The organism is Flavobacterium inviolabile (assembly GCF_013389455.1).
In the GTDB taxonomy this organism is placed as follows: domain Bacteria; phylum Bacteroidota; class Bacteroidia; order Flavobacteriales; family Flavobacteriaceae; genus Flavobacterium; species Flavobacterium inviolabile.
Window position 1 is genome coordinate 2896703 of sequence record NZ_CP058278.1, and the last position, 15096, is coordinate 2911798.

The window sequence follows — 15096 nt, forward strand, 5'->3', positions numbered from 1 at the left end:
TTTTAAAAAAATAATGCTGTTAGCTTGCGTCCCGATGCGATCCGGCAAACGGATTATTCTATGCCTTAAAATGACGAACCTATGTTAAGTGATTCTCAAAAAACAATACTGTTTGGCTTACTGTTTTTCTCTTTTATATTTTACTCCTTCCGGCTGTATGACAACCGGCATACGCAATCCGGCAGCCACAATGTACTGGCGGATAACGGCAAAAAAATATGGCAGCAGAAAAACTGCATTGCCTGCCACCAGATTTACCAGCTGGGCGGCTACCTGGGGCCGGATTTGACCAATACCTATTCTGTAAAAGGTCCGGAATATATTGAAGCCTTCTTGAGAAGCGGTACTGTGGTCATGCCCGATTTTAAATTGAACCGGACAGAAATAACAGCATTAATAGCCTATTTGAAGCAAATTGATGCCAGCGGTTCCTCCGACCCAAGAACCTTTACGATTAAAAATAACGGAATGATTGAACAAGATGAATAGTAGTAAAAAATTTCTAATTGCGGGATTATTCCTTTTAGTGGCAGGACTGTTGTTTGGTATTACCGGAACCCTGCAATATTGTATACCCGGTTTTTTAAAAGCCAGTCTTTCCTTCGAAAAAATACGGCCTTTACATGTTTCTTCCGTGCTGTTCTGGATTATTTTAAGCGCTGTAGGCAGTGTTATCAATTATCTCCAGGAACATTCCGGACGGGAAATACGCTTTCCGGTACTGGTAAAAATTCAATTCTGGATTTTTGTGCTAACCATACCGGTCATACTGTGCTCCTACCTGTTCGGCTATTTTGGCGGCAGGGAATATTGGGAATTCCATCCGGTGCTGGCAATACCGATAGTAACAGGATGGCTGCTCTTCCTGATTCACTTTTTCAGTACGCTGAAATCACTGAAACAACAACCGGTATATGTCTGGATGTGGTGCACCGGAATTGTATTCTTCCTGTTTACCTTCCTGGAATCCTATTTGTGGCTTATTCCGTATTTCCGGAATAACATTATAACGGATATGACCCTGCAATGGAAATCCTACGGATCGATGGTAGGCTCCTGGAACATGCTTATTTACGGCTGCAGCATTTACCTGATGGATAAAATCAGCGGACATCAGCAGTACAGCTTTTCCAAAACGGCATTCCTGCTGTACTTTTTAGGACTATTCAATTTAATGTTCAACTGGGGGCATCATATCTATTCGCTGCCTACCCATTCCTATATCAAATACATCAGTTATGCCGTAAGCATGACCGAATTACTGATCCTGGGCCGTATCATCTATAACTGGAAAGCCACTTTGAGCACTGCCAAAAAACACATCCATTATTTATCCTACCGCTTTCTGCTGGCTGCCGACGTCTGGGTCTTCCTGATGCTGGTACAGGCGATACTCATATCCATTCCGGCTATAAACCTGTACACACATGGTACCCATATCACGGTTGCCCATACTATGGGAGCGACAATCGGGATCAACACCATGCTGTTATTTTCCTTTGTATATGATATTTTCGGGACAAAAAAAGGAACTATCCGTTCCAAAAAAATGTTCGATTACGGTTATATGATGGCCAACATTTCGCTTTTTATTTTCTGTCTGTCATTAATCATAGCGGGCATACTTCGCTCCAAATGGCAGATGAATCCCGATCAGCCAGCTTTTAGCACTATGATGCAGCAACTCAGTCCGTTTTATATCCTTTTTTGCGTTTCCGGAATTACGCTGGCAGCAGGATTCTTCCTGATACTGTATCATTTAATCCGGAATACCGGAAATAATGCTAAAAATCGGCTTTTTTAAAAAATAAAATGCGCTTAATGACTTTTATCAGGTTTTAAAACAAATACATTTAAAATCTTTGCTCCTTTTTAAAACCAATATATTTATATGACTTCAAACCAACTCCACACTTTTCATATTCCGGTTATGGGGCTCGCCTATACTATTGACAGCCCGATAAAAGTAGCAAAATATGGAATCGCATCGGTTATATCCGTGATGGATGATGACCTGATTGAAAGGATGAATGCCTTTTACAGTGCGAAATTCAACTTTCCGTACCAGGAAATCACCCAAAAAATGTTCGATTTTCGTGCCCACCGCATTACTTCCTACTTAAACCTGGTTGATAAAATTGTCAAACAAAAACTGGAACTTCTCAAATCGGAACTTCTCGAAAGCAAAGTCGTAATGGACGAATATATCGCGATGCTTCCGGACAGTTCCAAAATAAAAAAGGAACTACAGGAACTGCTTAAAAACGGCAGTGTCCTTAAAGAACAGCTGAAAAGTTTTATTGATAAAAAACTGAAAGCCGGCGCTATTGATGTCAACATCATGACCAAAGTGGATAAGGATAACTTTGTCCGAAACAAACAACTGCCAATAGAGTTTAACGATGCCCATGCGGCCTTACGCGGATTTGCCAACAGTGAACTCGAATCGTCTGTTGTGCTTTCTGCAGGAATGAACCCGAGGCTGTATAGCTATTTTGAACAGTTTGCAGACTTTTATCCCAACAAGCATCAGGTTATCAAAAAGAAAATCATCCTTAAAGTAAGCGATTTCCGTTCGGCAATGATACAAGGCAGTTTCCTGGCTAAAAAAGGCTTATGGGTTTCGGAATACCGCATCGAATCCGGTTTAAACTGCGGCGGACATGCCTTTGCGACCGACGGTTATCTTCTGGGTGCCATCCTCGAAGAGTTTAAAACCAAGAAAGCAGAACTCATACAGGCCACCCACGAATTGTTAAGCAAGGCTTTATTGCAAAAAGGGAAGAACGTACCGGAACAACCGCTGGAACTACGCATCACGGTTCAGGGCGGCGTTGGAACAGGTGAAGAACATCAGTTTTTACTGGATCATTATAATGTAGATTCTGTGGGCTGGGGTTCTCCGTTTTTATTGGTTCCCGAAGCAACTACTGTTGATGCTGCAACCCGCGAACTGCTCAGCAAGGCTACAGAAGCCGATTTGTTCCTCAGCAACATATCGCCTTTGGGCGTTCCTTTCAACAGTATAAAAGGAACTACCAATGATGCCTTTCGCGAAAGCCGTATTCTAAAAGGAAAAGCCGGAAGTGCCTGTCCTAAAAAATACCTGGTTTTAAACAAAGAATATTCCGAACAGGGATTGTGCACAGCATCCAAAAAATACCAGGAATTCAAATTAAACGAACTGGAACTGCAAAAAGAAGAACTTTCACGGGAAGACTACCATACCCGTTTTACCGAAATAACGGAAAAATCATGCCTTTGCGTGGGATTGTCAAATGCCGCTTTGCTTGACAATAAAATGGATGTAAAAGGCGAACCACAGGGCGTTATCATCTGTCCGGGACCGAATATGGCCTATTTTTCCGGTGATGTATCACTTTTCAGAATGGTACAGCACATTTACGGAAAGGACAACATACTCCCGCCAAACCAGGAAAGACCGCATTTCTTTATTAAAGAACTACGAATGTATATTGACTATTTTAAAAAAGAAACCAGTACCCTGCTCCGCAACACGCTGAACACTAAAAATAACAAACTGGATAAATTCCACCAGAACCTGATGGAAGGCATACGCTATTATCAGGATCTGTTTACAAACCAGGAACATTACTTTATGGCTGACAAAAACAATATATTACATGAATTAGCCGCCATTGAAGCCGAAATAACAACATATAGCCATTAATTGCTCTTTATAAAAAAGGCTGTCCGTAATACGTGACAGCCTTTTTGATTTCAGATTTTTTTCTATTGCTTATTGCCCTTTGCCTTTTTACCCATTGCCCTTTACTTCCCCCCGATAATTTCCGGTTATATGATTATAATCATAAAATGAAGGTATACAATCATAATACCTTTACCATACACTAAAGTTAAAACCTTAAGAATCTTATTATATGATACGGGAAATTTTGACGCTTGAAGACATCCGGTTATTAGTAGATACTTTTTACGACAGAATCCGCAGCGATGCAATGCTGGGCAGCATATTCAATACCGTTATCGGGAACAACTGGGACCAGCATCTGGAAAAAATGTACCGTTTCTGGCAGACCATCTTACTGGACGAACATACCTATTCCGGCAGCCCCTTTCCGGTACACCTCAAACTAGCACTGAACAAAGAACATTTCGAGCAATGGGTCGCTGTTTTTACGGCAACCGTAGACAGTCTTTTTAAAGGTGAAAAAGCCATGGAAGCAAAATGGCGGGGAGAAAGAATGGCGGCGGTATTCAATGCCAAAATAGCGCATCATCAAACTGAAAATCAAAACTTTAATCAATAACAATCAAAACAATTTATAATGAAAAGAACATTTAGTCTATCCGTTGTTGTAACAGCTGTACTTTTTTCACTTATCGCCTGTGGCGGAAAAGAAACCAAAGAGGCGAATACTGAAGCAGCTACCGTTACAGAAGAAACCGTTACCGAACCGGAAACAGCAGCTCCGGCAGCAGGAAATACACTGAATATAGAAAGTACCGATCAGATGCAGTATACCACCAATGAATTAAAGGCCACTGCCGGTACCATCACCCTTACTTTAAAACATAACGGAAAAATGGAAAAATCGGTAATGGGTCACAATCTGGTGATCTTAAAACCGGGTACCGATATTGCTGCTTTTGCACAAAAGGCTGCCGAAGCCAAAGCTACCGATTACATTCCTGAATCGGAAAAAGGCAGCATCATTGCTCATACCAAAGTTATTGGCGGCGGTGAAAGCGATACCATAGAATTTACAATAGCCGAAAAAGGAACCTATGACTTTATCTGTTCGTTCCCGGGGCATTATGCCGTGATGAAAGGGAAACTAATTGTCGAATAAGGCTCCGTGATAGTCATCCCGGATTAATCCAAGTTATTATATATCTAAAAAGAATATTGTGAATAAAGAAAAAAAACTATGGATCGGATTTGCACTTGTCATGAGTATCTCCTTTGCCATTTTAGGATATTATGGTTATGAAATATACCAAGAATCACCTCCCATACCGGACAAGATAATTGCTGACGATACTACCGTCATATTTACAGGTCAGCAAATCAAAGACGGCCAGAATATATGGCAAAGTATGGGTGGTCAGGAGGTTGGTACGGTCTGGGGGCACGGTGCATACGTAGCTCCCGACTGGACCGCCGACTGGCTCCACAAAGAAGCGGAATTTATTTTAAATAAATATGCTCAGGCAGATTACCATAAAACATTTAATACCTTAAACGATGAACAGAAAGCCGCTTTAAAAATCCGGTTACAGGCCGATGTTCGTAAAAACACTTTTGACAAAAATACCGGTACAATTACCATTTCGGCAAACAGAGTCGCTGCCATTGCCCATCTGAGTGAATACTATAAGGGATTGTTTATGGATAATCCCGAATTTGATAAGCTCAGAGCAGATTATGCCATTCCAAAAATGGCAATCAGGGATCCGGAAAGAATGCATAAAATGACAGCATTTTTCTTTTGGGCTACCTGGGCTACCGTAACCGAAAGACCCAATGCCAAAGTGTCCTATACCCACAACTGGCCTTCGGAAGAATTAGTAGGCAATGTCGCCACCAAAGACCTGTTGGTCTGGTCCGGTGTGAGTATCATCCTGCTCCTTTTCTGTATCGGAATCCTGATTTTTTATCATGTTAAATCCGGAGAAACCGAAGAACTGGAAACCCCGGCGCAGGATCCTTTACTAAAACAAGGAATGACACCGTCTATGTACCGGATTAAAAAGTACTTCTGGATTGTCAGCCTGTTAATTGTCCTGCAGGTTGTAATGGGTGTTATCACCGCACATTATGGTGTTGAAGGCAACGGATTCTTTGGTATCCCGATCGATAAAATACTGCCTTATGCCGTTACCCGTACCTGGCATACACAGCTGGCAATTTTCTGGATTGCAACGGCCTGGCTGGCAACAGGACTTTATATTGCTCCTGCCGTTTCCGGTAAAGACCCAAAATTTCAGGTATTCGGAGTCAACTTCCTGTTTTATGCCCTGTTACTGATTGTACTGGGTTCTATGGCCGGGCAATGGATGGGGGTCATGCAGAAATTAAACCTGATCGATAACTTCTGGTTCGGACATCAGGGATACGAATATGTCGACCTGGGACGATTCTGGCAGGTATTCTTACTGGTCGGACTGTTTTTATGGCTGGCATTAATGATCCGGCCGTTATTACCGGTTTTAAAGAAAAAAACCGAAGAAAAGAATCTGATTATCATGTTCCTTATTTCCTGTACGGCCATTGCTTCATTTTATGCAGCCGGCTTAATGTGGGGAAGACAGACCAATCTGGCTATTGCCGAATACTGGCGCTGGTGGGTTGTACACTTATGGGTAGAAGGATTTTTCGAAGTTTTCGCAACTGTCGTAATCGCTTTCTTATTCGTAAGGCTGGGCTTGCTAAAAACCAAAACGGCAACTTTAAACGTTCTTTTTTCAACCATCATTTTTATGACCGGCGGAATTTTAGGAACCTGTCACCATTTATATTTTTCAGGTACTCCTACAGCCGTTATGGCGTTTGGAGCCACCTTTAGTGCGCTGGAAATCGTACCACTGGTTTTAATCGGTTATGAAGCCTTCCACAACTATAAACTTTCCAAATCGACCGAATGGATCCGCGATTATAAATGGCCGATCTATTTTATGATCGCTGTAGCTTTCTGGAATTTCTTAGGCGCAGGGGTATTCGGATTCATCATTAACCCTCCTATTGCGCTGTATTATGTACAGGGCTTAAATACCACTCCTTTGCATGGACATACGGCGCTATTCGGAGTATACGGCATGCTGGGCATCGGGTTAATGCTGTTTGTACTGAGAAGCCTGTACCGCCATGAACAATGGGATGAAAAACTGATGAAATTTATTTTCTGGTCAACCAATATCGGCCTTTTATTAATGGCTTTACTAAGCTTACTGCCAATCGGAATCTGGCAGGCTGTAGAAAGCATTGAAAAAGGAATGTGGTATGCCCGTTCGGCAGAATTGATGCAACAACCCGGAATGGTAACATTAAAATGGCTCCGGGCTATCGGTGACACCATTTTCGGATTCGGTGTGCTGGCCCTGTGCTGGTTCGTCTTTACGCTTACTTTTAAAAAGAAAAAAGCAGTATAAGTCTTTTAGTGGGGATATCCGGAACGCTTTCAGTAATACAAAATGAAAGTACTGTTTCCGGATCTTCCCAATTAAAATAACAACAGTATGAATAAATCATTTTTAATCGCGGAAATAAACCGGTTACGCAAAGAAAAAAATGCGGTAATCCTGGCACATTATTACCAGCACAACGATATTCAGGAAATTGCCGATTTTGTGGGCGACAGCCTTGAACTATCCAAAAAAGCTTCCGCTACCGATGCGGCGGTCATTGTATTTGCAGGAGTGCATTTTATGGCCGAAACAGCAAAAATTTTAAACCCCGATAAAAAAGTACTCTTACCGGATGCCGATGCCGGTTGTTCCCTCGCCGACAGCTGTAAACCGGAAGATTTTAAAAAATTAAAAGAACAATATCCCAACCACACCGTTGTGACCTATATTAACTGCTCTGCCGAGATCAAGGCACTGAGCGACATTGTGTGTACGTCATCCAATGCTAAAAAAATTATTGCCTCAATACCCGAAGAACAAAGTATTCTCTTTGCGCCCGACAGGAATCTGGGCAACTATCTCCGCAAGGAAACCAACCGGGATTTACTGCTCTGGGACGGTTCCTGCATTGTTCACGAAGCTTTCTCTTTTGATAAACTTGTCGCCCTCTATACCAAAAATCCAACCGCTAAAATAGTAGCTCATCCGGAATCTGAAAGCCATATTCTGAAAACAGCCCACTATATCGGTTCGACCTCCGGGATACTGCATTATATAAAAAACGATCCATCACTGATTTTTATCGTCGCCACGGAAGCCGGTATCCTGTATCAGCTTTCAAAAGAAGTTCCGGAAAAAACACTTATTCCCGCACCATCACAGGAAGACAATACCTGTGCCTGCAGTGAATGTGCTTTTATGAAAATGAATACACTGGAAAAATTATGGCTGTGCCTGAAAAATGAAAGCCCGGAAATAACGATTGACGAACCGTTACGAAACAAAGCTTTACAGCCCATACGCAAAATGTTGTCCCTTTCATAAATGTTTTAAAAATGGAAAAAACAGACATACTCATCATAGGCTCCGGGCTGGCAGGTTTATTTCTGGCCATCAAAACGGCTCAGAAACGCCCGGATCTTTCCATTGTTATCATGACCAAATCCCTGGCCGATACCGGAAATACCCGTTATGCTCAGGGCGGAATCGCCACAGTGACCGATCTGGTAAACGACAGCTACGAGCAGCACATACAGGACACCCTGAGTGCCGGTGGCGGCTGTTGCAATGAAAAAATTGTCCGCATGGTCGTTCAGCAGGCTCCGGACAGAATAGAAGAACTGCTCACTATGGGCATTGCTTTCGATACAAAACCGTCCGGAATCTGGGATCTGGGACTGGAAGGCGGGCATTCCCGCAACCGTATACTGCATCATAAAGACATTTCCGGACTGGAAATAGAACGGAAATTACTGGCGGTAATCCCTCAATTACCCAACATCCGGTTACTGGAAAACCAGCTGTGTGTTGACCTGAGTACCGAAAAAGACAAAACAGATCAGGAATATTGTTCCGGTGTTTTCTATTTTAATAAAACCAGACATCGCATCAAACATATCCGGGCAAGATCCATTGTACTGAGTACCGGCGGTTGCGGTCAGCTTTTTAAAAATACCACCAATCCGGAGGTTGCCACCGGCGACGGTGTTGCCATGGCCTATCGTGCCGGGGCGGCAATTGAACAGCTGCACTACATACAGTTCCATCCTACTGCGCTTTATGAAGCAAACAAACATCCTTTTTTCCTGTTATCGGAAGCATTGCGAGGCTTCGGTGCCTATGTTGTGGATGAAAACCAAAAGCGTTTTCTTTTTAAATATGACACCCGCGGCGAACTCGCCACGCGGGATATCGTATCGCAGGCCATCAATAGCGAACTGGAAAAAACTGGCAAAAAACACGTCTATCTCGATTGCAGACACCTTGATTACGACGCGTTCTACCGGCACTTCCCGACCATCACCGATTATTGCCGCACTATCGGGTTAAATCCTCAGGAAGACCTGATTCCCGTGGTACCGGCAGCACATTATCAGTGTGGCGGTATAACCGTAGACCAGCATTCCCGTACAACGGTTAAAAACCTGTATGCCATCGGGGAATGTTCCTGTACCGGATTGCACGGCAAAAACCGCCTCGCGTCCAATTCGCTGCTGGAAGCCCTTGTATTTGCTCATCAGGGATCGGAACACATCTGCAAGACCATTGATACCATTGCCTTTTCATCCCTGATCTTTATGAATAAGCAGCAGTCCGTTTTACCAGACAATCCTGATTCCGGATTTGCGGCATTAAAAGAAGAATTGCAGCAGGCCATGACTGCTTTTTATACCGATAAAGAAGCCAAAACAGCATTAAATACCATCAAACAGCTTAAAACCACAGCCGACCAGATTAACAGTAAGCAGAAAATCACACCGTCTTTTATCGAACTGATCAACATGCTTACCGTAGCCTCTTTAATTGTCGAACAAACCAAACATTCTAAAAACGTCACCCCACTGACTTAATAATTATATTTTTTCAACTATGGAAGCCAATACTAAAATAACTATCGGAGAAATTGTTGCTCAGGATTTCAGAACTGCAGCCTTATTCTCAAAATACGGAATCGATTTCTGCTGCAAAGGGCACCGCACTTTGGAAGAAGTCTGTACTAAAAAAAGAATCGACCAGGACATGCTTCAGGACGAACTCGAAACGATCCTGAGTAATAATGAATCGGAATCTATTGATTACCGTTCCTGGCCTCTGGATTTATTAACCGATTATATTGAAAAAACCCATCACCGGTATATCACCGAAAAAACGCCGGTATTACTGCAGTTTCTATCTAAATTGTGCAAAGTGCATGGCGAAAGACATCCGGAACTGTTTGAAGTAAATACGCTCTTTTCCGAATCAGCAGGCGATCTGGCAGCACATCTGAAAAAAGAAGAACTGATCCTTTTCCCGTTTATCCGGAAAATGGTCAATGCACAGCTCTACCACCATCCTATCGAGCAGCCGCATTTCGGCAATGTCGAAAATCCGGTAGCCATGATGAAAGAAGAACACGATACCGAAGGGGAACGCTTTCGCAAAATTGCGGCAATAACCGATAACTACACCCCGCCTGCCGATGCCTGCAATACATACCGGGTAACCTTTGCTATGCTGGAAGCCTTCGAAAATGACCTGCACAAGCACATTCATCTTGAAAACAATATCCTTTTTCCGAGAGCGATTGCACTGGAAAAAAATTTTGAATCCTATACCTAACCACCAAACAGCGCCAGTATGAAAAAGTATGTCATCAAACGAAACGGTATTTACGAACACTTTGAAAGCTTTAAAATAAAGGACGCCATCCAAAAGGCCTTTCACAGTGTTTCCCAAACTTTTGATCCGGATATTTACGATTCGGTATTGCTGCTGCTGCAACAGAAAAACCTATGGGCGGTAGAAGACATTCAGGACAGCATTGAAAGAGCGCTATTTGACCGGGGTTACTTTGATGTCATGAAATCCTTTATGGTGTATCGGCATACGCGAAAATTACAGCGCGAACACATTAACGGACTCAATGACGATACTACTTATGTAAACAGTACCCAGACGATAGAAGAATACATCATGCAGACCGACTGGCGCATTAATGCGAATGCCAATACGTCCTATTCCAATGCCGGGCTGGTTAACAATACCGCCGGGAAAATCATTGCCAATTACTGGCTGGACAAGGTTTATTCTAAAGAAGAAGGATATGCCCATCGCAACGGTGACCTACACATACACGATCTGGACTGCCTGACCGGGTATTGTGCCGGCTGGAGCCTCAGGGTTTTACTTGATGAAGGTTTTAACGGTGTTCGCGGCAGGGTTGAAAGTAAAGCCCCCTCCCATTTCCGGGAAGCGTTGGGGCAAATGGCAAACTTTTTAGGGATTCTCCAGAGCGAATGGGCCGGTGCCCAGGCATTCAGCTCGTTTGATACCTATCTGGCGCCCTATGTTTTTAAAGACCAGCTTTCTTTTGACGACGTGCTGAAAGCGATCCGCAGCTTTGTTTACAACCTGAATGTTCCGGCGCGCTGGGGACAATCGCCGTTTACAAACATCACGTTAGACTGGGTTGTTCCTGCCGATTTAAAAGAGCAGATCCCTACCAAAAACGGGCTGCACCTGTTTACCGCATTAGAAAACGAAAAGCTGAACCGTCTTGCCGGCGAAAGGAAAGCCGGAAAACTTACAGACATGACCTACGGGCATTTTCAGCAGGAAATGAATCTTATTAATAAGGCCTATTATACGGTGATGACCGAAGGCGATGCCAACGGTCAGCCGTTTACCTTCCCGATCCCGACCGTAAACATTACGGAAGATTTTGACTGGGAAGGAGAAAATACCGGACTGTTGTTTGAAAACACTGCAAAAATAGGTTCTTCCTACTTTCAGAACTTTATCGGCAGCCAGTATATGACCGATGCTGACGGAAACAAAATTGAAAACCCGAATGCTTACAAGCCCAATGCCGTACGCAGTATGTGCTGCCGCCTGCAACTGGACCTGAGAGAGCTTTTAAAACGCGGTAACGGCCTTTTTGGCAGTGCCGAAATGACCGGCAGTATTGGCGTGGTTACGATCAATATGGCGCGTCTGGGCTACCTGTATCAGGGCGATCAGCAGAAATTGTATGAACGCCTGGACGAACTGCTGTTAATAGCAAAGACTACGTTGGAAAAGAAACGGGCTTTTATCCAGCAAATGTTTGACCGCGGTCTGTATCCGTATACCAAAAGGTACCTGACACATTTCCGGAATCATTTTTCGACTATCGGTGTAAACGGTATGAATGAAATGATCCTGAATTTTACCGCGCAGCAACAGGATATTACCAGTGCTTCCGGAATACGGTTTGCTTCGGAAATACTAGATTACATCCGGCTCCGGATGACCGCCTTTCAGGAAGAAACCGGCAATCTGTATAATCTTGAAGCCACACCGGCAGAAGGAACGACCTATCGTTTTGCCAAAGAGGATAAAAAGCGTTTTCCGGACATCATCCAGGCAGGACAGGGAGAAAATATTTATTATACCAACAGTTCGCAGCTTCCGGTGAGTTATACGGAAGATCCGTTTGAGGCGCTGCTTTTACAGGATTCCCTGCAATGCAAATATACCGGCGGTACCGTACTGCATTTATACATGCGGGAAAAAATCAGTACCCCGGAAGCCTGTAAAAACTTTATTAAAAAAGTACTCGTCAATTTTAAACTCCCTTATATCACGGTAACACCGGTTTTCAGTATCTGCCCGGTTCACGGTTACCTGAACGGGGAACACGAATACTGTCCGAAATGTGACACACAACTATGGGAAGCATATCAACTTAATTCAACAATATATGAAAACACAACAACAGTTTCTGGAAAGTGAACCGGACAAAAGAAGTAAATGTCTGGTTTATACAAGAGTAATGGGCTACCACAGACCGGTAGAAAGTTTTAATATAGGAAAAAAAGGTGAACACCAGCAACGCACACATTTCAGCGAAAGTAAGACCAAAAGGACCGATCTATAATATCACGCCTTTTACCTTACTGGATTACCCGGATAAATCAGCCTGCATCGTTTGGTTTGCAGGCTGTAATATGCGGTGTTTGTATTGTTATAATCCTGAAATTGTACTGGGAAAAGGCACATTGGATTTTGAGGATATTTACCGCTTTCTCGAATCCCGGAAAGGACTGCTGGACGGCGTTGTGCTTAGCGGCGGTGAATGTACGCTGCACCGTCATCTCCATATTTTTATTACTACAATCAAAGCCATGGGATTTGCAGTAAAGATTGATACAAACGGATCTAATCCATTGTTATTAAAACAATTACTACTCTATCATCTAATTGATTATGTCTCATTGGATTTTAAAGCATTACCCAACCAATTTCAGCACATTACCCAGTCGGATTTATTTTCAGATTTCGAACAATCATTATCATTATTACTCACTGCCGGAATACCTTTTGAGATCCGGACGACGGTACATTCGGATCTGATTCCGGAATCGGATTTTATCCGGATGGTTGATTATCTGGAAGAAAAAGGATATACCGGAAATTATTATATACAGCATTATATGAATAATGTCCCGACGCTGTCAAAACTGGATGTTTCACAAATCAAATTAAAAAAAGAAAACTTTTACAGCTCGAAAATCTGCCTTATTTTTAGAGAATAGTTCTCCCTGCTGTCCATCAAAAATAATCTGAAATGAAAAAAAGCTGGTTTATTGTCTGCCTTATTAATTTTTTCATAGCTTCCCTCATGGGGGCTTTTCTCCGGCTTTCCCAGCTAACCCCGCTGCCTTTTGATTATACTTTCCTGCTGCACGGGCATTCCCATACCGCTATATTGGGATGGCTGTATCTGGTGCTGTACGGATTATTACTACATCATTTTGTACCGGAAAAAGAACGGGAAAAACCGTATTATAACCGCTTATTCTGGCTGACACAAGGTTCCGTTTTCGGAATGATGGTCAGCTTCCCGATCCAGGGTTATGCCTTGTTTTCAATATTTTTCTCAACAGCTCATATCTTTTGCAGTTACTGCTTTTGTTATAAAATCTGGAAAGAGCAAAAAAGCCAATCCGCTTCCGGCCGGAAACTGCTGAAAGCTGCTCTTGTGTTTATGCTTGTATCCACTGCGGGCGTGTGGTCACTGGGAATCATCGGCGCTACGGGTATTAAAAATCCTGCCGTATACCAATCGGCAATACAATTTTTTCTTCATTTTCAGTTTAACGGCTGGTTTCTCTTTGCTGTACTGGCATTGTTATTCAATCAGCCTGACAGCAATGATGCCGATCACATTAAAAAATTCCGTTATTTCTTTAACCTGCTCATCCTGGCAACCATACTAACATTAGGATTACCGCTAAACTGGTATTTTCCGAATGCCGTATTGTACTGGTCGAATGCCGCCGGAGTACTGTTGCAGTTTATTGCCTTATTGCTTTTTTATCAGCTTTGCCGTATTCCTTTGCTGCGCTATCTTCAGGACAAACCGTTCCTTATCCGGTTACTGGCTGGTGTCGGCCTGATTTCTTTATTGCTGAAAATTGCCCTGCAGTGCTTTACGATATGGAATGAAATAGCCGAAGCTTCCCATTATATCCGGAATTTTACCATTGGTTTTATCCACCTCCTTATGCTCGGGATCATCAACAGTGCCGTTTTTCTGTTTGCAGCAGCAAATCCTGCCTTAAATTTTTTAAACAATAAAAAAAGCCAACTTGGGCTTTTCCTATTCTTAAGCGGGTTTCTGGCTACAGAAATACTTCTTTTTTTACAGGGCAGCTATTTCTTTTTCGGCAAAGGAACCATCCCCAATTATACGGTACTCCTATTTAGTTTTTCACTGCTGCTGCCTTTAGGATTAATAGTATTGCTTTTAAAAATCCTCAAAAAAAACAAACCATGAATTACCATCATCTTATATTGATCGTTCATCTTCTTGCTGCCTGCATCTGGGTAGGCGGTCACCTGCTGCTGTGTCTCCGGTTCCTGCCACAGGCCATAAAAGAGACAAAACCGGAGATCATTACCACTTTTGAAAAAAAATATGAAGCCATCGGTATGCCGGCTTTGCTGTTACTGCTGCTCAGCGGACTCTGGATGGCTTTTGATTTCGGAATTCCGGTAAAGCAGTGGTTTACTTTTTCCAGTCCCATAGAACGCGTAATCTCTGCCAAATTGCTGTTACTGCTGCTTACGTTCCTGTTTGCCTTATGTGCCCGTTTTTTTGTTATCCCAAAGCTGAATAAAGACAACCTGAACGTGATGGGACTGCTTATCATTTGTGTTACACTAACCGGAATGGCAATGCTGATATTGGGCTCTACGGTGCGATACGGCGGGATTCATTAAAATAGAAATGCCCCGGTA

The 15096-nt window shown here is 42.9% G+C and carries 14 protein-coding genes; all 14 read left to right on the top strand.

The window, feature by feature from the left end; all coding sequences use genetic code 11:
* Window positions 1-81: 81 nt before the first annotated feature.
* Complete coding sequence (locus tag HW120_RS12975) at window positions 82-489, top strand: c-type cytochrome (RefSeq protein WP_177734513.1); 408 nt, start codon at window positions 82-84, stop codon at window positions 487-489.
* Window positions 482-1804 (top strand): cbb3-type cytochrome c oxidase subunit I, encoded by a 1323-nt coding sequence (locus HW120_RS12980; RefSeq protein ID WP_177734514.1) that lies wholly within the window; start codon window positions 482-484, stop codon window positions 1802-1804. The genes HW120_RS12975 and HW120_RS12980 overlap by 8 nt, the downstream gene beginning before the upstream one ends.
* 87 nt (window positions 1805-1891) lie before the next feature.
* Window positions 1892-3691, top strand: a complete 1800-nt coding sequence (locus tag HW120_RS12985) for a hypothetical protein (protein WP_177734515.1) — start codon at window positions 1892-1894, stop codon at window positions 3689-3691.
* Window positions 3692-3902: 211 nt separating this feature from the next.
* The gene (locus HW120_RS12990; protein WP_177734516.1) at window positions 3903-4292 is read left to right on the top strand and encodes a group III truncated hemoglobin; all 390 of its coding nucleotides are present in this window, start codon (window positions 3903-3905) and stop codon (window positions 4290-4292) included.
* 18 nt (window positions 4293-4310) lie between these two features.
* Entirely contained in the window at window positions 4311-4835 is a 525-nt protein-coding gene (gene azu, locus HW120_RS12995; protein ID WP_177734517.1) for an azurin, read from the top strand.
* A 100-nt stretch (window positions 4836-4935) separates the two neighbouring features.
* A complete protein-coding gene (locus HW120_RS13000; protein WP_177736361.1) occupies window positions 4936-7134 on the top strand; it encodes a nitric-oxide reductase large subunit in 2199 nt (732 codons plus the stop codon).
* An 87-nt stretch (window positions 7135-7221) separates the two neighbouring features.
* Complete coding sequence (gene nadA, locus HW120_RS13005; protein ID WP_177734518.1) at window positions 7222-8154, top strand: quinolinate synthase NadA; 933 nt, start codon at window positions 7222-7224, stop codon at window positions 8152-8154.
* An 11-nt stretch (window positions 8155-8165) separates the two neighbouring features.
* Complete coding sequence (gene nadB / locus HW120_RS13010; RefSeq protein ID WP_177734519.1) at window positions 8166-9680, top strand: L-aspartate oxidase; 1515 nt, start codon at window positions 8166-8168, stop codon at window positions 9678-9680.
* 19 nt (window positions 9681-9699) lie between these two features.
* Entirely contained in the window at window positions 9700-10431 is a 732-nt protein-coding gene (gene ric / locus HW120_RS13015; RefSeq protein WP_177734520.1) for an iron-sulfur cluster repair di-iron protein, read from the top strand.
* Between the two features lie 18 nt (window positions 10432-10449).
* Entirely contained in the window at window positions 10450-12585 is a 2136-nt protein-coding gene (locus HW120_RS13020; RefSeq protein WP_177734521.1) for a ribonucleoside triphosphate reductase, read from the top strand.
* Window positions 12554-12730, top strand: coding sequence for an anaerobic ribonucleoside-triphosphate reductase (gene nrdD / locus HW120_RS17795; protein ID WP_177734522.1), 177 nt, complete (start codon window positions 12554-12556; stop codon window positions 12728-12730). Before HW120_RS13020 ends, nrdD begins: the two co-directional genes overlap by 32 nt.
* The gene (locus HW120_RS13030) at window positions 12672-13388 is read left to right on the top strand and encodes an anaerobic ribonucleoside-triphosphate reductase activating protein (RefSeq protein WP_177734523.1); all 717 of its coding nucleotides are present in this window, start codon (window positions 12672-12674) and stop codon (window positions 13386-13388) included. Before nrdD ends, HW120_RS13030 begins: the two co-directional genes overlap by 59 nt.
* A 32-nt stretch (window positions 13389-13420) precedes the next feature.
* Window positions 13421-14632, top strand: coding sequence for a hypothetical protein (locus HW120_RS13035; RefSeq protein ID WP_177734524.1), 1212 nt, complete (start codon window positions 13421-13423; stop codon window positions 14630-14632).
* On the top strand, window positions 14629-15078 hold the full coding sequence (locus HW120_RS13040; RefSeq protein ID WP_177734525.1) for a CopD family protein: 450 nt from the start codon (window positions 14629-14631) through the stop codon (window positions 15076-15078). The genes HW120_RS13035 and HW120_RS13040 overlap by 4 nt, the downstream gene beginning before the upstream one ends.
* Window positions 15079-15096 lie beyond the last annotated feature (18 nt).

Excerpts from the sequence above, each read along its gene's own strand:
- HW120_RS12975 (WP_177734513.1), top strand. The coding sequence starts at position 82 with ATGTTAAGTGATTCTCAAAAAACAATACTGTTTGGCTTACTGTTTTTC.
- HW120_RS12980 (WP_177734514.1), top strand. The coding sequence starts at position 482 with ATGAATAGTAGTAAAAAATTTCTAATTGCGGGATTATTCCTTTTAGTG.
- HW120_RS12985 (WP_177734515.1), top strand. The coding sequence starts at position 1,892 with ATGACTTCAAACCAACTCCACACTTTTCATATTCCGGTTATGGGGCTC.
- HW120_RS12990 (WP_177734516.1), top strand. The coding sequence starts at position 3,903 with ATGATACGGGAAATTTTGACGCTTGAAGACATCCGGTTATTAGTAGAT.
- azu (WP_177734517.1), top strand. The coding sequence starts at position 4,311 with ATGAAAAGAACATTTAGTCTATCCGTTGTTGTAACAGCTGTACTTTTT.
- HW120_RS13000 (WP_177736361.1), top strand. The coding sequence starts at position 4,936 with ATGAGTATCTCCTTTGCCATTTTAGGATATTATGGTTATGAAATATAC.
- nadA (WP_177734518.1), top strand. The coding sequence starts at position 7,222 with ATGAATAAATCATTTTTAATCGCGGAAATAAACCGGTTACGCAAAGAA.
- nadB (WP_177734519.1), top strand. The coding sequence starts at position 8,166 with ATGGAAAAAACAGACATACTCATCATAGGCTCCGGGCTGGCAGGTTTA.
- ric (WP_177734520.1), top strand. The coding sequence starts at position 9,700 with ATGGAAGCCAATACTAAAATAACTATCGGAGAAATTGTTGCTCAGGAT.
- HW120_RS13020 (WP_177734521.1), top strand. The coding sequence starts at position 10,450 with ATGAAAAAGTATGTCATCAAACGAAACGGTATTTACGAACACTTTGAA.
- nrdD (WP_177734522.1), top strand. The coding sequence starts at position 12,554 with ATGAAAACACAACAACAGTTTCTGGAAAGTGAACCGGACAAAAGAAGT.
- HW120_RS13035 (WP_177734524.1), top strand. The coding sequence starts at position 13,421 with ATGAAAAAAAGCTGGTTTATTGTCTGCCTTATTAATTTTTTCATAGCT.
- HW120_RS13040 (WP_177734525.1), top strand. The coding sequence starts at position 14,629 with ATGAATTACCATCATCTTATATTGATCGTTCATCTTCTTGCTGCCTGC.